This window comes from Aeromonas sp. SER (assembly GCF_038739615.1).
In the GTDB taxonomy this organism is placed as follows: domain Bacteria; phylum Pseudomonadota; class Gammaproteobacteria; order Enterobacterales; family Aeromonadaceae; genus Aeromonas; species Aeromonas jandaei.
This window is the reverse complement of record NZ_JBCGFC010000004.1, coordinates 260,646-281,431: the sequence shown is the minus strand read 5'-3', so window position 1 is coordinate 281,431 and position 20,786 is coordinate 260,646. Positions and strand designations below refer to the sequence as shown.

Annotated in this window: 21 protein-coding genes; 18 read left to right on the top strand and 3 right to left on the bottom strand. The window is 47.8% G+C overall.

The annotated features are described in order from the left end of the window. The 4 genes from AAHA41_RS08590 (at window position 1) to AAHA41_RS08575 (ending at window position 3,985) form a co-directional block, all read left to right on the top strand. Window positions 1-891, top strand: coding sequence for a hypothetical protein (locus AAHA41_RS08590; RefSeq protein ID WP_323071178.1), 891 nt, complete (start codon window positions 1-3; stop codon window positions 889-891). A 2-nt stretch (window positions 892-893) separates the two neighbouring features. Next, the gene (locus AAHA41_RS08585; RefSeq protein ID WP_323071177.1) at window positions 894-1,850 is read left to right on the top strand and encodes a hypothetical protein; all 957 of its coding nucleotides are present in this window, start codon (window positions 894-896) and stop codon (window positions 1,848-1,850) included. A gap of 247 nt (window positions 1,851-2,097) precedes the next feature. Then, on the top strand, window positions 2,098-3,183 hold the full coding sequence (locus AAHA41_RS08580; RefSeq protein ID WP_323071174.1) for a hypothetical protein: 1,086 nt from the start codon (window positions 2,098-2,100) through the stop codon (window positions 3,181-3,183). 1 nt (window position 3,184) lies between these two features. Further along, entirely contained in the window at window positions 3,185-3,985 is an 801-nt protein-coding gene (locus AAHA41_RS08575; RefSeq protein ID WP_323071173.1) for a hypothetical protein, read from the top strand. 436 nt (window positions 3,986-4,421) lie between these two features. Here AAHA41_RS08575 and AAHA41_RS08570 read toward each other — a convergent pair whose 3' ends face one another. The 3 genes from AAHA41_RS08570 to AAHA41_RS08560 all read right to left on the bottom strand — a co-directional run bounded on the left by AAHA41_RS08570 (window position 4,422) and on the right by AAHA41_RS08560 (window position 5,981). Continuing rightward, complete coding sequence (locus tag AAHA41_RS08570; RefSeq protein WP_323071172.1) at window positions 4,422-4,784, bottom strand: hypothetical protein; 363 nt, start codon at window positions 4,782-4,784, stop codon at window positions 4,422-4,424. 272 nt (window positions 4,785-5,056) lie between these two features. Then, window positions 5,057-5,320 (bottom strand): hypothetical protein, encoded by a 264-nt coding sequence (locus AAHA41_RS08565; RefSeq protein WP_323071171.1) that lies wholly within the window; start codon window positions 5,318-5,320, stop codon window positions 5,057-5,059. A 13-nt stretch (window positions 5,321-5,333) separates the two neighbouring features. After that, a complete protein-coding gene (locus AAHA41_RS08560; protein ID WP_323071170.1) occupies window positions 5,334-5,981 on the bottom strand; it encodes a hypothetical protein in 648 nt (215 codons plus the stop codon). Window positions 5,982-6,233: 252 nt separating this feature from the next. Between AAHA41_RS08560 and AAHA41_RS08555 the strand changes: the two genes are divergently transcribed. The 14 genes from AAHA41_RS08555 to AAHA41_RS08490 all read left to right on the top strand — a co-directional run bounded on the left by AAHA41_RS08555 (window position 6,234) and on the right by AAHA41_RS08490 (window position 20,784). Beyond that, window positions 6,234-6,557, top strand: a complete 324-nt coding sequence (locus AAHA41_RS08555) for a helix-turn-helix transcriptional regulator (protein ID WP_323071169.1) — start codon at window positions 6,234-6,236, stop codon at window positions 6,555-6,557. Next, complete coding sequence (locus AAHA41_RS08550; protein WP_323071168.1) at window positions 6,551-7,867, top strand: type II toxin-antitoxin system HipA family toxin; 1,317 nt, start codon at window positions 6,551-6,553, stop codon at window positions 7,865-7,867. The genes AAHA41_RS08555 and AAHA41_RS08550 overlap by 7 nt, the downstream gene beginning before the upstream one ends. A gap of 64 nt (window positions 7,868-7,931) precedes the next feature. Next, on the top strand, window positions 7,932-9,329 hold the full coding sequence (locus AAHA41_RS08545; protein ID WP_323071167.1) for a hypothetical protein: 1,398 nt from the start codon (window positions 7,932-7,934) through the stop codon (window positions 9,327-9,329). 112 nt (window positions 9,330-9,441) lie between these two features. Next, on the top strand, window positions 9,442-10,080 hold the full coding sequence (locus AAHA41_RS08540) for a hypothetical protein (RefSeq protein ID WP_323092207.1): 639 nt from the start codon (window positions 9,442-9,444) through the stop codon (window positions 10,078-10,080). Window positions 10,081-10,092: 12 nt separating this feature from the next. After that, complete coding sequence (locus AAHA41_RS08535) at window positions 10,093-10,560, top strand: hypothetical protein (RefSeq protein WP_323070679.1); 468 nt, start codon at window positions 10,093-10,095, stop codon at window positions 10,558-10,560. A gap of 416 nt (window positions 10,561-10,976) precedes the next feature. After that, complete coding sequence (locus AAHA41_RS08530) at window positions 10,977-12,623, top strand: hypothetical protein (protein WP_323070680.1); 1,647 nt, start codon at window positions 10,977-10,979, stop codon at window positions 12,621-12,623. A gap of 2 nt (window positions 12,624-12,625) precedes the next feature. Next, the gene (locus AAHA41_RS08525; protein ID WP_323070681.1) at window positions 12,626-13,798 is read left to right on the top strand and encodes a HEAT repeat domain-containing protein; all 1,173 of its coding nucleotides are present in this window, start codon (window positions 12,626-12,628) and stop codon (window positions 13,796-13,798) included. Window positions 13,799-13,848: 50 nt separating this feature from the next. Further along, on the top strand, window positions 13,849-14,994 hold the full coding sequence (locus AAHA41_RS08520; RefSeq protein ID WP_323070682.1) for a hypothetical protein: 1,146 nt from the start codon (window positions 13,849-13,851) through the stop codon (window positions 14,992-14,994). Beyond that, window positions 14,991-15,989, top strand: a complete 999-nt coding sequence (locus tag AAHA41_RS08515) for a hypothetical protein (protein ID WP_323070683.1) — start codon at window positions 14,991-14,993, stop codon at window positions 15,987-15,989. Before AAHA41_RS08520 ends, AAHA41_RS08515 begins: the two co-directional genes overlap by 4 nt. A gap of 76 nt (window positions 15,990-16,065) precedes the next feature. Beyond that, window positions 16,066-16,374 carry a hypothetical protein gene (locus AAHA41_RS08510; RefSeq protein ID WP_323070684.1) on the top strand — a complete coding sequence of 103 codons (309 nt, stop codon included), beginning with the start codon at window positions 16,066-16,068 and terminating at the stop codon, window positions 16,372-16,374. Window positions 16,375-17,156: 782 nt separating this feature from the next. Then, window positions 17,157-17,300, top strand: a complete 144-nt coding sequence (locus AAHA41_RS08505; RefSeq protein ID WP_168797141.1) for a hypothetical protein — start codon at window positions 17,157-17,159, stop codon at window positions 17,298-17,300. 4 nt (window positions 17,301-17,304) lie between these two features. Then, window positions 17,305-18,309 (top strand): hypothetical protein, encoded by a 1,005-nt coding sequence (locus tag AAHA41_RS08500; RefSeq protein ID WP_323070685.1) that lies wholly within the window; start codon window positions 17,305-17,307, stop codon window positions 18,307-18,309. A gap of 5 nt (window positions 18,310-18,314) precedes the next feature. Further along, window positions 18,315-19,001, top strand: a complete 687-nt coding sequence (locus AAHA41_RS08495) for a hypothetical protein (RefSeq protein WP_323070686.1) — start codon at window positions 18,315-18,317, stop codon at window positions 18,999-19,001. 100 nt (window positions 19,002-19,101) lie between these two features. Continuing rightward, complete coding sequence (locus AAHA41_RS08490) at window positions 19,102-20,784, top strand: cell envelope integrity protein TolA (protein ID WP_323070687.1); 1,683 nt, start codon at window positions 19,102-19,104, stop codon at window positions 20,782-20,784. Window positions 20,785-20,786: the final 2 nt, after the last annotated feature.

Genomic DNA, 20,786 nt, shown 5'->3' with positions numbered 1-20,786 from the left:
ATGAGTGACCGACGGACGCTTAATCACGAGGCAGAAAAGGAGTCCGTATATCCTGATCTGACAAGGCTCTCGACAATCAACAAATTGATGCTGACTCATACCGCTGAGACTTCATCAGAAATACTGAGCCAACTAGCTGATGACAAATCAGAACGGGTTCGCACAAGTGTGGCCAAACACAATAATTCAGAGGCCCATGTGCTCGTTGCTTTGAGTTGCGATCAAAACTGGATTGTTCGAGAAGCTGCCGCAAGCAATATACACTGCCCCAGCGAAGAACTTGTTAGGTTGTCTGAAGATACTCCGTTGTGTGTCCCGATCGCCGTAGCAGGCAATCCTGGTACTCCAGATTACATATTGACGCGTATGTCCATGAGCCAAACATGGAACCTCAGGTATGGGGTGGCGGGGAATATGTCCGCGCCAGAAGATGCACTGGTGATACTGGCAAGTGATCAGTGTTCTCAGATCCGTGAGTCAGTGTCATTAAACATTATGACGCCCCACATTATCCTGACCAAACTTGCAGATGACATCGCCGCGAATGTTCGAGCCGGTGTGGCGAAAAACTTAAACACCCCCACCCTAACGTTGGTCTCCATGCTTTGTAGTGAACCTCGTTCAATTGTACTGTCTAATATTCTTTCTCGGCTGCGCTCACTGGGGCCTGATGATTGGCAGAAAGGAGTATCTTGCGGTCTATCGCTTGATAGCTTGCTCCCATTAGGTGCCTCTATTGGAGATATGCTGCTGAACGGTGGTCATGCCGACATTTACCAAGCAATACAATCAGCTCAATTGACACTCCAGATCCAGCAATCTCAAAATTCCGAGGCGTACCATCAGCATCACGGAATAGCAGCTACATCAAAAAATAACCTGAGGATGTAGGCATGACTCAGACCGACTTGACCTTTTACGAAATGATGGCCAGAGCGTCAGACCCAAATACGCCAAAGGCATTGCTAAGCCAGCTGGCTACTGATGCACAACCTTCGATCAGGGCCGCTGTTGCCAACAACATGGGTTGCCCCACTGAGTTATTCAACACCCTGGCAGCAGACGCTGATAGCCAAGTGCAAAATGCTGTTGCGCGAAACCCGGTGTGTCCTGCAGATATTTTGGTGTCGTTGGCCAAGGGGCCAGAATCCCTTCAATACAATGTGGCTACCAATCCTAATTGCCCACTCGAGCAGTTAGCGATTCTAGCCTGCGAGGGCAGTTATACAGTGCGAGTTCGGGTCGCCAGTAATAAAAATTGTCCAGCCGAGTTGCTAACCAGCCTTGCCAGCATAAGCGATGAAGGTGGTCGGGTGCTGCCTGCTGTGGCTAGAAATCCCAATACACCCGAATCTGTACTCACATCATTGGCTGACAATAATGATTACGACGTGCGAAAGGGAGTTGCTCTGAACCCAAATTGTCCAGTTGAAATTTTGTCTGAAATGGCTATAGACGAATTTGAATGTCTTGAAGTGAAGGTCAGTGCTGCACAGCATAAAAATTTGCCAAAAGCTCAAATCGCTTCGCTTGCTGAGCATGATATTTGGAACATTCGTTATGGTGTGGCTTGCAACCCAAGTTGCCCTACCGAGTTACTTTACAAGTTAGCGGAAGACTGCTCTGCCGATGTGGGATTTGGCGTCATTAATAATGAACTGTGCCCACCGGATATCCTACATTCATTATCTAAGTCTGATGATGAGTTAATGCGTTTACATATCGCATGGAATCGAAATTGCCCCCCTGAGTTACTGGCATCTTTAGCTGGAGATGCCGATGTGGATGTACGACAGGCAGCTATTGAAAATCCGCACATTCCGTTATCAAATCTGCTCACTGCCGATTGATGAAAACGGCTTGTGATTGGAGTAAAGCTGTTTCGGAGGGGCTCTCATTGTCGATGAAAATCTGCAATGATGCCAAAAGCGTTGAGTTGGGCGAGGCTCTCTTGGCTGCCGGACTATCTGCAGTCTACCAATCCATTCAAGGGGCACAGTTATCGCAGAAGATCTGCTCTTCAACCGATCCGGATTTAAGCATTTCGTCACGGGGCCGCATTAATCACTCCAGTTCAAAAACCTTGAGGATGTAACCATGAGTCAAACCGAGAGAGATAAGCTTCTGCTTGCCAAGTCCAATTATGCTTCTGTGTTCGATTTGAACTTGCTTGCTACCGATGAGTCCGCAGCTGTTCGGTCCGGGGTGGGCGAAAACCCGAACTGTCCACCAGAGATCCTCCCCTTACTGGCGGTAGACATCGATGTTGGTGTCCGCTTGGCTGTCGCTGAAAATTCAATTTGCCCAGCATCCCTGCTTGGCATGCTTGCCAATGATGAAGATCGTTATGTACGGGCTGAGGTAGCACAAAATCAGAACACGGATAGTGCGGTATTGCTGAAACTGTCAACTGACGCTGAATCTGATGTCCGGTATGGCGTCGCGAAAAATCTTAATTGTCCTGTAGACATTTTGACAAATTTAGCCAGCGATTCAGGATCTGATTGGCTTATTCGATATCAGGTTGGTTTTAATCATCGTTGCCCTCCAGAGGTGATGTCCATGTTGGCCAAGGATGGTAACTCAAGCGTGCGTCAAGGGGTGGCTCTGAACAAACACGCGCCACTCAATCTGATCTATGCTCTGGCAGCTGACAACGATGAAGAAGTGCTTGCCTGTATCGCCAGAAATCCAAGCACTCCTATTGAGATTTTGGAGTCATTGGATAGAACCCATCTTGATGTACGCTCCGGTCTCGCGATTAACCCTCATACACCACTCGAGTTGCTCGTCACATTGCTCGACGATGAGGAGCTAGATGTGAGACTTGGTTTGACAGAAAACCCAATAACCCCCCTCCCCTGGTTACTTGACATGTTGTGTTTTGATAAGCACCACAAAGTTCGCGGCTCGGTACAAATGCGGCTTCAATCCAACGATGCAGATTACTGGAGCAATGCTGTCACAGATGGCATTTCATTGGCGATGGTCCGGCATGCCAATCCAGCCAATTTAACAAGCGCCACACCGAATGACCTGACGCTTGGAGAGTATCTCCTGCGTTTCGATGAGGTAAACGTGTACCAGGCTATTCAGGCAGCCGAACTTGCCGCCCAAATCAATAGCGCTGTACCAGTTAATTCTGATGGCATCACGGTGCCAACCCGTTCGCGGAGGATGTGATATGCCAGTAAGCTCCCTTGATTGCGCACAAGTGGTAATTTTGGCGAAGTCCCTGGATACTTCGCCAGAGATGCTTTCTGAGCTTGCTAGAGATAAGCGCCATCCAGTCCGTGAATGTGTCGCCAAAAACCCTATGACTCCCTTAGATGCGTTCTCAGCGCTGGTTGTAGATGGAGATCATGCTTTACGTCTGGCGGTCGCAAAAAATCCCAATTGCCCTAGTGAGACACTTTATCTATTGGGAAAACAGTTTTGTGCCGACATCTTGATGCGCGAGTTTTTGGCTCAGCACAGAAACTGCCCTGAAGAACTGCTTGCCATCATGGCAAAAGACTCCGAGCCGACAGTGCGAACCCGCGTAGGAGAAAATCCCTCTTGTCCGGTAGCAGTGCTTTCCGCCCTTGCTGGTGATGTCTCAGTGAATGTCAGGACCGGGGTGGCAAAAAACCGCGCCAGCCCGTTAGATGTGCTGGTGGATCTAGCCTGTTTCGATCAGTTTGAGATCCCACGAAAGTACGCCAGGAAAACACTCCAGGCTCAGAGTGCTGCCGATTGGGAAAAGGCGACTTCATGCGGCCCTATCCTCTCTAAGCCAACAGGCACAGGAACCGCCCAGACATCAATTGGTGATGCCTTGATGGCAATAGGACTTATCGATGTTTATCAAAATATCCAGGCTGCAGAGCTAACCTGGCAGATTAGTGCTGCGTCGGGCTTGAAAAATAGAAGTCCGGTTCTCTATTTCCCAGATCATGCAAAGTCAGGCAGCAATAGATCTGAACCAAAAAAAATGAAGTTGTAAGGTGACCCACAATGGGTGCTCATGAGCTAAAGATATTCTTGGAAGCAGTTAAATTACCTGACGCCTTCCCTAAGATTTATCTTGCGAACAAAGGATAGGAGGCCGAGATGATTACAATGCTGGATGACGGTTCATATGCCGTCAGTTCTCGAGGCAACCACATGGTGCTTCGACGCGAGGCCTCTTCCCTAGGTAATTGGTCGGTTACTACCGACAATGCCTCTCATCGAGCCTACAGAGGCCTTGGCGTTAAGTATTTTTCATCTTTGCGTGAGGTCGAGGCGAACTATAAGTCTTGGCGAGGGATCTCTGCACTGATCAGCGCAACGGGATCTCAATGCGATAACCAGCCGATGTGAAGGAGAGATATGCCTATTAATGAACACTGCACGCTAATGTGCAGTGCATGTTACTAGGCACATGCGGGCCGTTTTGATCAGTTGTTCTGTGCATCGCCTTTCAGGCGAACACTTTTGATGTTATCTCTGTGGACGACGGTGTCACAACGAGAGCGCCCGGTCTTACCATCAATCACCTGGCGCTGATTACCGTATACGACCATTGAGCCTGCGTGAAATTCATTGATCGCTGTGACGGGAAACTCATCCCCGTCCTTGAGAGTGACAATGTAGTCTTTCCACATGTCCTTGTTGTAAACCAAGCCACATCCCCAGCAGCATACATTCGCGGGCTTTCCATCAAGGCCAGTTTTAGGTCCATGAAACCCCAGCTTGCAGAAAATATTTTTCCGAATCGAACCGTAAAGCTGAATGCCTAAAATGCGTTGGAAAAAATTCATTTTCACTCCTTTTGTATCGGGTGGGCCTTTGCTCTGTCACATTAGTCCAAATAAAGGCGAAACTCTTCATCACAATGCTGGCACTGGGCCAATAGAGCATTCATTTCACTTTGCGTGATGGATGTGTCCTCCTCGCAATGAGGGCATCTTGCAGTTACTTCAAATCGAGTGATCTCTCCAAGAGGAACATCTGGGGTTGAGGTGATTCTGATGGTTTGTGACATTGGCAGTACCTTTATTTTCAGGTGAGAAATTTATGGTTAAATCTTAAATTATTTGCGGTTTCGCTCTGGTCTGATAGACAAATACCACGCAAGCCCGACCTCGGTGAAGTAGTAAACGGCCCCGTCCCCAGGGGATTGGCCCTTTGATTCAATCAGTCCAGCAGCCTCAAGGCGTTCTCTGGTTTTTACTTTCCAGTGCGAAGGGTAATTTTTGCCACAAGCTGATTTGCGTTCAAACATATCATCACAAAACGCCATCACATTAACTGTTGGCTTTATTTGGATATCATCAGCCACAATGCTTTTTGCCATCACCCAATTCTCCTTAATTGTCATTTTTGCAATCATGATTTGCTGTATAGACTAATCTTTCATGTCGGATTTTTTCAATGCTTTTTGTTGTGTGCTTTCTCATGAGCTCACATTCCTTTCGTGCCCATGAGCTTTGCCATTTGGCAATGCGCTTATATTTTTGATGCAAGCAATGCATTTCTGGCAGATTTTCACTCGAGATAGCATCCCAGATGTCGTGCCATACGGCATCGAAACAAGCATCTTCTGCTGGTTGATACTTGAAAGCATCCGCGTGAATGATGTTCACCCTGGGCTCATCTACAAACGTTGGTGCCACCAGCTTGATAACATCGAAGGACGCTTCGATCACAGTCACCGATTTAACATCTGGTTTTTTGAGGATTTCACTCAGAACCATCCCTAGCCCCAAACCGTTGATCAGCACATGCCCCTTGGCTCGACGAATGAAGGTTCGATTAGTACGGACCTCCATGGGGGAGTTCGACATAACCACAGTCGCCCCTCGCTTCAGACGCTTATAGGTGCCTTCAGGGATGAATGCATCAACCCGGCCAGATGCAATGGCTCGTAGGCAACTGCTATAAGATTGTGCCTCCGATATGGTGAATTCTTCAATGCACCAGCTACCACTGCTGCCAGGCGGTACTGTTACCTCCAATGCTCCTCCTACCAATCAAAACGAAAAGTGTGCGACATCCGCTAACAAACACAACGGTGCCACAAACCTAGGCAACATGTCAAAGACTCGCAATGCTCCATAAATCGACCATTGAACCACATAAACAGAAACTAAGGGCACTTTAATGCCCATTGAGCAACAATGTGAAAATTGACCAAGGCCGCTTAGTGCTCTATTTTATACCCATAGAGTGAATGTTTAAGCCATAAAGTAACCAAAAGGGCGCATTGCATGAACGTCGATGAATCACCTTCAGCTATCGCTGCAGAGCTTGGGGAACGATTAAAGCAAGCTCGCTTGAATCGGAACAAAACCCAAGGAGAGGTTGCAGAGTTAGCCGGTGTCACACGAAAAACCGTGTGTAATGCTGAAAAGGGCCAGACGCAATTAGAAACCTTTGTGTCGATTATGTCTGCTCTTGATCTCCTTGGTCACCTGGATCTGTTCCTGCCTAAGCAAATTGTCTCCCCCCTGCAACTGGCAAAAATGCAGGGTAAAAAGCGCAAGAGAGCCTCAACTACACGCCCACAGAAAGAGGAGATTTCGGGATGGTAATGGAAGTTGTCAACGTCAGTTATCACGGTCAGAACGTTGGCGCCGTCAGCTATGACACAAAATCTCGAGCGGGCGCCTTTGAATATGCTCCAGCCTTCATTAAAACTGGCATCGAGCTTTCTCCGCTAAAAATGCCACTGTCTGAGACGGTGTACAGCTTCCCAGAATTGAACGCCCACACGTTCAAAGGGTTACCGGGGTTGATCGCAGACTCTCTTCCTGATGCCTTTGGTAATGCTGTGCTCAACGCTTGGGTTGCCGCGCAGGGGAAATCAGCGGACTCGATAACCCCATTGCAACGCCTGCAGTACACAGGGACTCGCGGCATGGGGGCATTGGAATACTCCCCTGCAACGCGAGTAAAAAACCTCAACGCCTCTGCTAACGTCGAAATCGAATCCCTGATCGCAATTGCTCAGGATATTCTCAGTTCGCGGGGCACGTTTGAGGTAGATCTCAACAGCGGTGGCCAAGAAGACAGAGAGGCGATGATGGCCTTGATGTCTGTCGGCATGAGTGCTGGTGGAGCCCGCCCTAAAGCAGTGCTCGCATTTAATGAGAAGTTTACTCAGGTCAGGTCTGGCCAAACCAAAGCACCAGAAGGATTTACTCACTATCTCATGAAGTTTGATGGGGTCAGTGACAAAAACGCCAACAGTGAGACCTTCGGGGACCCTCGTGGCTATGGAGCCATGGAGTATGTTTACTACCTCATGGCAACAGCTTGCGGGATCAATATGATGCCATGCTCATTGCTGCCAGAGGGTAACAGGCGACATTTCATTACCCAGCGATTCGACAGAGTGGGCAATAAGAAGATCCACATTCAAACCCTCAATGGATTGGCCCATGTTGATTACAACATGCATGGATCATTTTCCTATGGCGAGTTGTTTGGTGTCGCAAGGAAGCTACGGTTACCCGCTAGTGCAGCGCACGAATTGCTGAGGAGAATGGTTTTCAACATAGTTGCAAGAAACCACGATGACCACGCCAAGAACTTTGCCTTCATGCTTATGAATGATAAATGGCAATTGGCACCAGCTTATGACTTGGCGTACAGCTACAGACCTGGTAGCCAATGGACCAATTCCCATTGGATGACACTTAACAGGAAGCAAGATCACTTTACCCGAGATGACTTTTATAGCCTGGAAAAGGTCTCGTCCGTTTTCAGCCGGTCGAAGATTGATAACGTTATTGATGAGACAATTTCCAACGTCGCGAAATGGGATGTTTTAGCCAAAGAGTGGGATGTACCACAACTGCTGATTGAAGAAGTGAGCAGTAATCTACGTTTGACACTGTAACTGAGCTTGGGAAGATGTCTGTTAGTTGTCTCCCCTTTTTGATAGCCGCCTTCCGAGACGCAGAATGAACCAACAAACTCAGCCATTACCTAGAGAGCATCACTTTTATGTCGCGCACGCCAAATTCCTGTTCCATCACGCCAAACATGGGATTGTCGCGGTACGAGACCCGATCAAGCTGAAAGATGCGGAGCAGTACGGACTTACCCCCCTGATCCTCTATGGAGTGACCGTCGCTGGTTTGCCGATTTGCTGGATGACGTTTTCCCCAGCAAGCCAACCAAGGTCGTTCCGGGAGGTGTTGTTGGATGCATGGTCTAACGCTGCAGGGCTACGGGGATACCCTGACGTGTTAAAGGTAAGCCGACACGTGTTTATGGCAAGCCCCACACTGGTCAATGATATGGCAAGTATTGGGGTTGAAGTCAAAGTTGCTGACCCCAAAGATAAATCGTTCCCGGCCTCATTACGTTCAGCTCAAAATGCCAGTATGTGGCTGCTGGAAAAGCATGCAGAAGCTGATCGCCCCATTGCATTGGCAGTCAGGGCCCTGTGCCAGGATGCACAGCGTAAACACAGTTTGCGGAATAGACCCGGCTTTTATTTCGCGAGCAACAGTGAAATCGCTGGCCAGATTAATGAGTGGCTGGCCTTACCAATGCGAGAAGTAAAATTTTCGCATGAGAAAGAACTTGATTGGGTAGTTGGGTCATGGCTTTCCTCCTGGGAAGCCAATTTGCCGCCAACAGCAGCGCGTCACTTCACTATTGGACACGACGGAGTGCCTTGGCTACTAACAGGGGCGCTAGCACAGGATGATAGTTCTGAAGATGCAGGCTGGTCTAACGGTCAATTTGATAATCTGCCTGAAATTACGAAAAACCTTGTTGCGTGCTGGCCCAATCCACCAGCACTGCTTGCAAAACACCTCGGGATCACGCTGCGAGAATTGCAATGGTTCACTTCTGAGAAGTCCACTCTTTCACAGCAAACCCTCAATGCTCTCATTGAGTTGCTCGGCATCGAGATCGATAGCGATCTCCTTGACCCACCGTTCCACATGGCGCACGGGCCTTATGTGTTGATGGCTAAGACGCCGCAAGCACTCCAAGTGACCTATGAAAGCATGACGCATGGAGGAGATGCCAGCCCATGTGAACTCATCCCTCACAAAGGACCGGCAGACCCGAGTTGGCGTTACGTGTTAATCAACCCGCATGGCAGCCCACCAAGCATTTTGATGGCGCCGCGAGGTGCCAAAATCTCAGATCGCCTGCCTGATTTGCTGATGAATTATAGCGGGGTTCGGGTGGTGTCTTCCGAGCTTTACCGGGATGTGGTATCGACTTGCGCTCGAGCTTGCGGCAACCCTACTGCCAACAGCGACGAAATGCATGCGTTTGCAGAACGTCACAAATTCGGGTGGCGTAGTCGTTGCTGGCAGCCTGGTGAGATGGGATAACCGCAACCAAGCTTTAAGGGGGCATCAAAACATTGCACCAATCCCTAATTGAATGCAAAATACAAATGTTCAATTGTCATTAATTTAGAAAAGGGTTTACGCAATGATTAAGATGAAAAAAATTTCAATTGCTCTTTTAGCATTCGTATTGCCAATTACGCATGCCAGTGCGAAAGACATGCTCCAGGTAAAACTCTACAGTGTGGACTCAGCAGGAAAGACAACCATTCTGAACTCCTTCAAGTCTGCTGCAACATACCAGCGTGAGAGTGGCGAAATGGATGCTGACTCCCCATTTGAAAAACCTGGCAATGTTATGGCAGTTCGTACCAAAAAAAGCACACCCTATCTGAAAAGTGTGTATTGCGAAAAGTCTAATTCTGAAGAAAATGCTGTTGAAAAAAAACCTTGCGACAAAGAATACGATCAGGTTTCCAGTGGATTTGAGTTTGTATATCAAGTCAGGGAGACAGAAAATAGTGATCGATTCGCAGTTGATGTTAAAGCATCCCTGGTTGAATTGCTCTCCATGCAGAGAATGTCGCTTCCTGACGTGAAAGGTGAATACATTGATATGCCCGAAACACAGACTCATACGACAAAGTTTAGCGCAATCATTAAAAAGGATGAGTCATACACATATCCATTGAATACAAACTCGTGCGAGAAACAGCACAAGCCTTTGGATGTTGGATTGATCCTTGGTGATAGAGCGTGCCAGAAGATATATATTGACATCAAACTTATTTAATAAGAGGTTAACATGTTTGGTTCACGCGCAGCAGCGAAAACTCTGGATAATGTGGTTAGCGATCTAACCCAAAGAGTGCAAGACCTTAGCGAAGAAAACGGTTCATTGAAGACTGAAAACCGCTATCTTACCGCACAAAATGGAGTGTTTGAGCAAACAATTCATGACCTTCAGTCCCAGATAAAATCCCTTAAAGAAATGCAAAACGAGCTACTCAGCGCGGCTGCCAAGCTAGGGGTAAATTTGAATCCAATTATCGGTGGTTCTGATTCATGGTTAAGCCGTGGGCTTGCTCTCGCTGAGGCATATATCAAATCAGATGTATGCAATCGTTCAATTCCTGATTTCGATGCCGCAATGACCATCGATTCGTTGAAACCATTGATCTGCGAACTCCCAGGGTTCAACCTGGACGATCTCACTGCAGCTAAAGATCAGTACCAATACTTGCAGCTCCAAGCGCAACAACTCATTATTTGAATCTGCATATTCAGAATGGCCCTTTAGTAGGGCCATTTTCAAAATTGGTGTAACTATGAAGTACATATATTTTTGGGGCGACACGATTCAGCGATGGGTTGTTCGTCTTGCTATGTTTGGCATTGTTCCTATTGGCATTACTGCGTTATATAGCTGGTATTATCATGGTGTAACCAATGATTTTTTGGTGAGAATGAAGATTCTTTTAATTTATTTGGTGTTTTTACTGATCTTTGTTGCGCTCGCATACTTTAAAGGGGCGCGACTTTCCAAGCGTCAGATTAAAAATTTACGGAAAAACGGATCGTAAAATTACCGTTAAACCATCAGGATGGTGAATGGGTGGTATATAAAAATCAAGTCAATATGGATTTGAATAGTCTTCAGCTTTCTCAAACTCGCTTGAGGATGTAATTATGCCTGACGAGTCACTAACACTGGAGCAAGTTAAAGACCTACTGCAGGCGTCTGATTTGCACCATGATGTTTTGAAAGATATTGCCATGCGTGCGGATCCATTTTTTAGGATTGCGATTGCTCTGCTTCCAAACTGTCCAGCAGAGCTCCTCTCTCTTCTTGCTGATGCGGGTGGTGGAGAGCAGGATGATGTATTACGCGGAACCATAGCCAAAAACAGCAACTGCCCAGAAACGATGCTTGTAGGGTTTGCTGCCGATAAAAATCACGAGTTGCCGCTCGCTGTAGCAACCAACCCCAAATGTCCTCCTGGCACGCTCCGTGTCTTAGCAAATAATTCCGGTTGGATCCGGGAGGCCGTGGCCGCCAATCCGAATAGCCCTTACGAGGTTTTGGCTGACTTAAGTAAAGATGACCTATGGGAAGTGCGTTGCGCTATAGCCATGAACGAATCGTGCCCGCAGGACATTAGAGAACATGCGATCCAAAGCTTGATCCAAGACCCGTCCCATCAGGTGCGCAGTTATCTCGCCAAGCAGAAAAATTGCCCGGTCGAAACACTAGAGATTTTGGCAAATGATGAAGATTTCTGGGTGCGGTCTGCTGTGGCGTCCAGCGCTAATTGTCCTAGCTCGGTACTGGCCATGTTGGCGAAAGATCAAAACATCTATGTTCGTCGATCGGTGGCGGAGAACGCTCGATGTGACTCAAACATGCTGGTCGCCCTCCTATACGATGAATCGGACGTTATGGTGAGACTACAAGCCATAAAAAATGACAAATGCACCGATGAACAAATTGCCACATTAGCTAGTGACCCGGACCCGCAAATTCGCGTAGCTGTTGCATCGCTCCCAGTCATATCTGGATCCACCCTGACTGCATTAGTGGCTGATAGCCAAGAAGAAGTGCGCCGAAGCGCCGCAAGCAACCCAAATTGTTCAAAAAACCATTTTGCCATATTCGCGAGAGACCCCTCTTGTCACGTGCGCCAAGCAGCGATCGAGAATGGCAACTTCCCAGAAGATCTCATTTTGCAGCTTGTCTATGATGCTGAACCCGAAATACGGCGCATGGTAGCTCAACGCCCAACGCTTCCTGTGGATGTTCTAACGCATTTGGCCAATGACCCATGTCTGGGGGTCCGGAATGGTGTGGCGCTGAATCTAGAGTGCCCGGAATCGCTCTTAAGGCATCTGGCACAGGATGAAGAGTGGGAGGTTCGCCAGGGGGCGGCAATCAACCTTAAGTGTCCTGCCGATGTGATTGAGCAACTCGTCTATGATATGGACCCTGATGTCAGGATTTCTGTGCTGCAACACCCTCTTTGTCCACTAAAACCAATGATACTGATGGCCTGGGAGGATGATGCCAATGTGCAATATGAAGCCACATTCAACCTAAAGAAAAAAGATGTCACATTCTGGGAGAATGCAGTGGCTTCTGGTTTCATGCTGTCAAACCTCATCACCCCAGAACAGAACGACATCTCAGTTGGCGATGCACTCCTCGAGGCTGGCCTGACTGAGGTGTACCAAGCAATTCAAAATATCGAACTTGCCCAGACAATCAGAACACGGCAGAGCTCATCATCTGCAAACCAGATTTCGCTGGTGGCCCCGAGTCGCTCAACGTTAAGGATGTAACAATGCATAGCTCTCCAACTACGCAAGAAATGACTGCTCAGGCCAAAAGCATCGATACCTCTCCGGAAGACCTCAGCGTTCTAGCCTGCGATGATATGCCCGAAGTCCGCATTTCCGTCGCCAGGCACCCCCGCTGCCCGGCATCACTACTTAGCATGCCGAGCCACCAGGAAAAGCCACACACTCTCACCTTGGCAATAGACACTGACGAAGATGTACGATGTGCCGTAGCGGAGAATACGCTCTGTCCAATTGACACGCTGAGGTGTCTTGCAAAAGATCCGAGATGGGAAGTCAGGCTCGCTGTCGCAAGCAATGCGAATTGCCCTGTTGATGTCCTTCATGCCCTGGCAAAGGATAGCGATCCTGATGTTCGTTGCTTTGTGTGCTCCAACCCAAACACATCACTTGAACTGTTGAACGCGCTGGCCAAGGATGATTTTCCCAATGTGAGAGCGCATACAGCAAAGAGAGCCTCCTGCCCACCAGCAATATTGGCAAAGCTTGCGAGCGATGACTCTGATCACGTCCGCAGGTCTGTTGCCTCCAACACAACCGCCTCTGGGGATATCTTGGCGCAGCTTGCGAGAGATGAGGACTGGGAAGTCAGAGCCCTTTTGGCCGAAAACCCACATACCCCGACAGAGACCCTGCAGTCTCTTGCGGAAGATGAAAATGATGATGTTCGCCAATTTGTAGCGCGTAATAAACTGTGTCCTGTAGAACTGCTGATTCAACTATCTAACGATCCAAAATGGTATGTGCGCCAGGTCGTCCCAGTAAACCAGGATTGCCCTGTTGACGTGCTGGAAAAACTTGCGTGCGATAGCTTCAGAAATGTTCGGGCAGCAGTTGCCTTAAACGTTCGGACCCCATTGAAAAAACTGTTTGAATTGGCTTGCTATGACCAAGAAATGGATGTGCGAGAAAACGCCAAAAACTCATTGGCCGCGATCTCTTCTGAAAGTTGGTCTCACGCCATTGCCGATGGCTTGTCACTCGAAACACAAATTGGGACGGAGCACTCGGTAGCGACGTTCTTGATCCACGCGGAGATGACAGATACCTATCAAACAATCCAATCTCTCGAAATGGAAAAACGAATTAGGAGTGTTAGCAGCATGAAAATGCCTAGAGAGCTAACCCCAATTAGTCGGGAAAAACTACAGCTTTGATGATCACAGCCACAAAAAATGGTTTCCACGGCTAATGAGAGGCTTGCATTATGACGGAGCAAGAAAAAATAGCGTTGGCTGAAGACCCGGATACGCCTGCTGACGTGTTGATCCAATTGGCTGATGACGATGCGTATAATATGACCTATACGATTGCCAGACACCGCAATGCGCCGGAGTCATTGCTGAACAAATTGGCGGATGATGAGTCTTGTTATGTGCGAGGTGAGATTGTTAAACACCCCAATATACCAGTGTCGCTATTAGAAAAACTGGCTGATGATAGGCATTATTATGTGCGCAGCGAGATTGCCAAACACCACGATACGCCAGAATCATTACTGGTAAAGTTGACGGATGATGAATATTGGGAGGTGCGCCTCGCGGTTGCCAGAAACCCCAATGCACCGCTGTCATTGCTGGCTAAATTGGCTGATGATGACGCAACAGATGTGCGTTATACAGTTGCCAAAAACCCCAATTCACCGTTGCTATTGCTAGTTAAATTGGCTGATGATGAGGATAAGGTAATACGCTGTGTGGTTGCCAAACACGCTAATACCCCAAAATCATTGCTGATCAAGTTAGCTGATGATGAGGATGTTGATGTCCGTTGTGCGGTTGCCAACAACCCTAATATTCCAGAGTTATTGCTCACCGACATGGCCATTGACGTTGATGCGTCAGTTCGCATACAGATTGCATTACACCCGATGGTAACAGTAGGTATATTGGAAAAATTGGCCACAGATGATGTTACGGAAGTCAGACAGAGGGTAGCCAAAAATCCTATTACGCCCGCCTCTTTGTTGAAGCAGATGATGGGAGATGACTTTATGGTGCGGCATGCACTAGCCCAAAATCCGTCTTTGTCACCGCTGACACTACTGACGTTGGCTATCCGGGACGAAGACAAGGATGTCAGGCGTATTGCTTTACGCATGTTAAAGGAAAAACCTGCCTCGTACTGGGAAAGTGCGGTAGTCGACGGCAGTATCAGTGATACTACCACCCTGGGCGAAGGCAAAGACCGGCGATCTCTGGGCGACGATCTGCTAGTAGCAGGGTTAACCGACCTGTACCAGCAGTTGCAAGCCCTGCTGCTTGTCAAGAAAATCTCGGAGCGGTCTACCAATCCTGCGTTTGACCAGCGACAAAACATGGTTGCTACCGCTAGCAAGAGGCTTTCACTATGACGGAACAAGAAAAAATAGCGTTGGCTGAACACCCTGATGCGACAGTTGCAGAGTTGGAACAGCTCAGTAAAGATCCGTCATGGGAAGTACGTCAGGTAGCCGCCAAGCATCAAAATGTACCCGCCTGGTTGTTGGCAGTAATGAGTGCCGACCCTCATCCAAATGTGCGATTTGCGGTCGCTCGTTTTGGCAATCCGGACAACGAAACATTGGTCAAACTAGAGCGCGATAATAATTGGCTGGTGCGTGTCGGCGTCGCGCTCACCGAGCATGCGTCATTGGATGCACTCAATAGATTGAGTACCGATAAGGAGTGGGCTGTACGCCGCGCTGTCGCATTAAATCCCCATGTACCTCAATCGTTGCTGGTGACCTTGTCCAAAGATAGCAGCAGCATAGTTCGTCAGACAGTGGCTGGCAGCCATCAAATATCGATAGAACTGGCAATGGACATCGCACAAAATCCTGAGTCTTCAAGCAATGTTCTACAGGCGTTAGCCGCAAATGAAACAGTGAGCCACAAGGTGATGGACGTATTAGCTGGAGACACAAAAGCCAGATCGGTGTTGGCCCAAAACCCGTCACTTCCCTTTGCGATGCTCGAGACAATGACACAAGACATACCGGCAGTGCGATGTGGCGCGGTGAAAAACCCGCACTTACCGCCGCACATACTGCTGAGATTGGCCTTGGAGGATGGCAGTAGCAAAGTCAGATGCGAAGCAGTGAAACAGATCCTGGAATGTACGCCGCACGCTTACTGGGCTAGCGCTATCGAAGATGGCAGTATCAGCGAGACATCCACCTACGGCAAGGGCAGCAAAAAAAAGTCCCTGTGTGATGCCATGATTGGGTCCAAATTAACTGATCTGTACCAACAACTGCAGGCGATGATGCTTGAGAAACAAATCAAAAGCATAGTCGCAGAGATGCCTTCCATATCAGCGCTGCCAGAAAATGATATTGCCACGGTAAACCGTAGGCTCACACTATGACCGAACAAGAAAAAATCACCTTGGCTTCTGCTGAACAACAAATGCATTTGAAGAAGAAATAGAGAGGAAAACGATCATGAGCAAGAAGGTATATCCGCTCGATATTCAGAACGTTGGAGACGATGTGTACATCGTCATGTCTCGCGGACACCACGATATTCACGACTTCATGAAGGCGGTTCGGGCAGATGGCTATGAGTGGCCCCTGAGTGTACCTGAGCATCGTTGGGCGAAGGTTACACCTGACTCGACTGGGGTGCGCAACTACTGCTATCACTTCGTCAGTGAAGGTACTCGCGGCGCGGTTCCTGTGACGTATGCATGGGAATCGTATGGTGAGGACGCCTACGAGGCGAAATACCCCGCTATGGCGGCGGCAAGTTAAGGGAAAATCATGAAGAGTAAGTACGGACATATGCCGCCCCCACTGAGGCTAATGGCCAAAGTTAAGGGGGATGGAGGAACATACAAAGTGCTTGGGGTCGATTGGCGCAACGAGAAGGTGCTGTTGGATCGAACCTGTGTCCCCGAGTGGGTTTCAATATCCAAAGTGGCTCTGACCCCAGACAGTGACTATGACAGCGATTAACTGGAGCTAGTTGGCATGCTACAAAATGACGAAAAACAGGATGAGATTGAAGAGGTGACGAACCTCTATACCACCCAAGTCACGCTCTTCTGCCCACATTGCGAAAGCAAGCAACATGGTTTTCTGATTGACCCATCAGGCCATAAATTTGAATGTGATGAGTGCGGTAAACCTTATCGAGTCAGTCCACATGCAGACATTGAGTATGAGCCATAGCTCGATGGCGCTACGGGGCCAAACACCGGCCCCGGCACTTCTCTATTTCACAAACGGACCTCTGATTAGCTCACCCAGCAGCATCATTCGTTTAAACTGATACTCGGTTCACATTCGTAAGGCAACCGCCGAGAGTTTATATGATATGATATAAACATCGCATGCACAGAGCTCCGTTCCGAATGACCGCTTACAGCAACACCCATTCCCTTACCAGATCCCCTATCGTGCCACAAATGTTGGTTAGCTTGCTGGCTCAAGCCTGTCGAGCAGAGGATGACGCGGTCCGCGTGCGAGCTATACGCCTGGTATCTGAGCTTAGCGATGCAGATTGGTTGAGCGCAGTGCAGAAAGGGGTTAGCTTGGCCTTGCCCATCAGCCAGATGGAACCGGAACAGCCGCTTGCTCAGGCTCTTCTCAACGCAGGATTGGCAGAGTTGGCACAACGAATTTTTGCTGCTGAATTCCGCCACCAGCTTGCATTCGTAACCAGCCCACTACAGTGAACATATGCTGACGGTTGACCTTAAGTCGCTTTCATTTGAACAACGCGCTCAGCTAGCGAAGGGCGCTGGAACACCTGGTGATGTGTTGGCCCGTTTGTTACGGGATAACTCCAAGCATGTACGTCAAGCCCTCGCCGAACGAGTTGATTGCCCCCCTGAATTTCTGTCCCGGCTTGCCGTAGACAAACAGCGCGAAGTTCGTTGCGCAGCCGCCCAGAATCCATCTTGCCCGCCTGATTTGCTCGTGGCACTTTCTGCAGATCCTGATGTGTATGTTTGTGCCGCAGTAGGCGAAAACCCCAATTGCCCTCCCCACTTATTAAGCCTCCTTGCTGCACAGAAAAATGCGGGGGTTCGGTGTGCGGTAGGCATGAACTCATCTTGCCCAATATCATTGATGCACACCTTGGCCAAGGATGAGAATAACGAAGTGCGCATCGCTGTAGCTCGGAACAAATCCTGCCCACTGAGACTGCTGGAGCAACTCTCGAAGGACCCAGCAGTATCTGTCCAAATTGCTGTAGTAAAGCACCATGCATGCACAACTGAGATGCTAAATAATGCTGTCAACCAGGCGGGAGAATCCGTGTGCTTCCACATAGCGTCACTTCCGGAATGCCCTTCTGAAATTTTGGTGGACTTGGCCGGTTCCACGCACAAATATGTGCGACGGGCTGTTGCAAGACACAAATTAACCCCGATCAAAATATGCGTGAAGTTGGCATTCGAAGATTGGAGTAAGGTTGTTCAATTCGAGGCACGAACAGCGCTGGCCGAGCGCAAAGATGATGAGTGGTTAAAAGCCGCACAAGCCGGGTTAACATTGGATGTGAATTGTAAAGATGCAGCTGGTGGCCAATCGCTTGGCAATCTGCTGTTGAGGTCTGGGTTTAGCAACGCTTACCAGATAATTCAGGCCGTTGAGCTGAACCTAAAAATTGATATGGACCCCAGAGTGTCGCCGTGTGCAGCCTCAGTGCCGGGCAAGTCTTCTGCCTTAAGGATGTAGTAACGATGGATCCCACGTACCTGCCATTGTCAGAGCAAATCAAGCTAGCCAAGTCGAGTTTTGCGTCTTCCCGTGAATTGGCCATGCTGATAACTGTTCCTCATGCGATAGTCCGCCATCAGGTGGCACGAAATGCTCGGACTTCAAACGAAACATTGAGCATGCTGGTGAATGACCCCTTCGAAATAGTGAGAAGGAGCCTTGCTGGGAATCCTACCCTTCCAGATTGCATTATGAGTTCTCTAGCGAACGATATTGAATTTTCCGTGCGCCACCGCGTTGCGCAACATAGTTCATGCCCTCTAAAACAACTGCACGCTCTAGCCAAAGACAATGTGGCATTGGTTCGCGATGCAGCGATACGAAATTCACGCACATCTCCCAGAACAATATTGAGTGTCATCTTCCAAGAGGAGAATAATGCCTTACGTTCGTTTGCATTGGAGCTGATTCATACGTACCCCCTAGAAAGGTGGAAAGATGCGGTGATCGAGGGGCTAAAACTAAGTGATTTGGTTGAGTATCGTGGCGAGCACGTGGCGCTGGGAGATGCATTGATAGACATGGGGGAAGGTGTCACTTACCAATCTATTCAAGCGGCAGAATTGGCATTCCATGTCGATACGAAGACGCGAGAACGTGAAGATGAATTGCCGACGTCAGAGGTAAAGTTCCGTAAGCTTTCGTTATGAGACCAGCGCCGAGTCCTATTTCTGAGTCATAAGAGCTCAGAATGAAGGCTTAGCTTTGTCCACCAGCATACTGCAGCAATTGAGCATCAAGGAGTGATTGATGGAACTAAAACATCCTAAGCAAGCCATGAGTGATTCAGAACAAAAAAAAGCAGCTCGAGCTGAGGCAAAATCTGCTCGAGAGGTTACCAAAATAGACAAAGAGGCTCGTAAGGCTAATGCTGAGATCGCTCGAGCGCAGCGAGAACTCCATAAGCAGGAACGGGCAGAGGCTAAGCGAAAAATGAATCGACGATGGCTTCCTGAAACTTATTTAAGCTGGGAGCAATCAAAAAAATCTGAGCTAACATTAAATTTAATAGGGTTTGCTCGCCTATGTGAACAACGGTTGTTTCAACGGGTTTCATCAGCACTTCAAGCTGCGACTATTGTCAAGGTGTTCGATTTACTTGCAGAGGTTTTTGAGTGCGATAAGGGTGAAATATGCCTCTATGAAAATCGCATCGTCATGCGTGATGGCCAAAAAACTGCCCTCACCTATTTTCGCTACATATATAATGAGAGTTTCAATGAGGTATTGAAATCCACTGGTGAGGCTGTATTTAGCAAAAATATAAAAGCATGGAGTTTGGTATTGAATGAAAATACTAAGGATGTTATTTCTGAACGCATCGGTAATTTTTATCGAGTAGTTATAGATTTAAGTGCAATGGTTATCATGTTGAACGAGATGCAACCAAATGTGACGGCAAAAACTCGATCGGCTTTCAATAGCTTACCGTTCCATATTGCAGTTAAAAAATCAGAAATCATTTCAATGATTCTTGCCAAGAGGGAAGCCGAAAAAATAAAAGAAGATCAAATCTATATTAATGATGGGGCACAATTTGTTATCTATCCCGAGCAAGATCTTATTTTTACAAGATCCCCATTTTTGTTATTCAGATACGCTGTTATGAATGGCAAGCCTCGCTATATTAGCGTATCTACACTAGGTATGACTATAGAGTGCATTTCCTTTGGAAATTATGACAAAAAGACATCAATAGCTATTGCTCGCTTTATGGACACCTGTCGAGCCCTGAAGCTTCCTGCGTTTGAGACAAGCGGTGACAACGTCATTACTGAAGATCTACACCACAAGGACCAACTGCAAGGTGGTTTTGAACGTTTCACTGACAGTATTAATACAATAAAAACCGTTATTTCTGATCTTGGCTTTGCACCACTATGCAGCGATTATGTAACTTTGATGTCTCAACGCTATGGGGCTGATAGTTTATCAGCATGCATCATTGCTTATGTTGCACCATCCACTGACGACCTCCATTACCTGGCCAGTATAGCTGCTTTTTTTGGATACAAAAAAACTGACTATCCAGTTGTCTTTACTCGACAGATTCTAGATAAATGGAATGAAAAAGAAGATTATTGCTTTTTGGTTACATCTGCTCATGAATTGGCGCATTGCCTTGTCTTGGAAAATGATGGCGAATTTTCTTACGATGGTGACCACGGAATTACATGGGCGATTTGCCAAGATTTGCTTGAATATTTATTCGTTGGAGAGTACTCCCTTACAGCTTTCAGAGAGTATCATAAAAGTAATGATGATTTGATAATGCTCATTGAAAGCGCAATTACTAATGTAGGCATTCCGGTACTAGATGAAATTCAATCTATGCGGCCTCTACATAAAAGCGATATCAAAAAGATAACTAAATACTGCCTCTTGGAATTAACCGAATTAATTACCTCAGCAGAGCATGCAGAGCTGAGTTGACA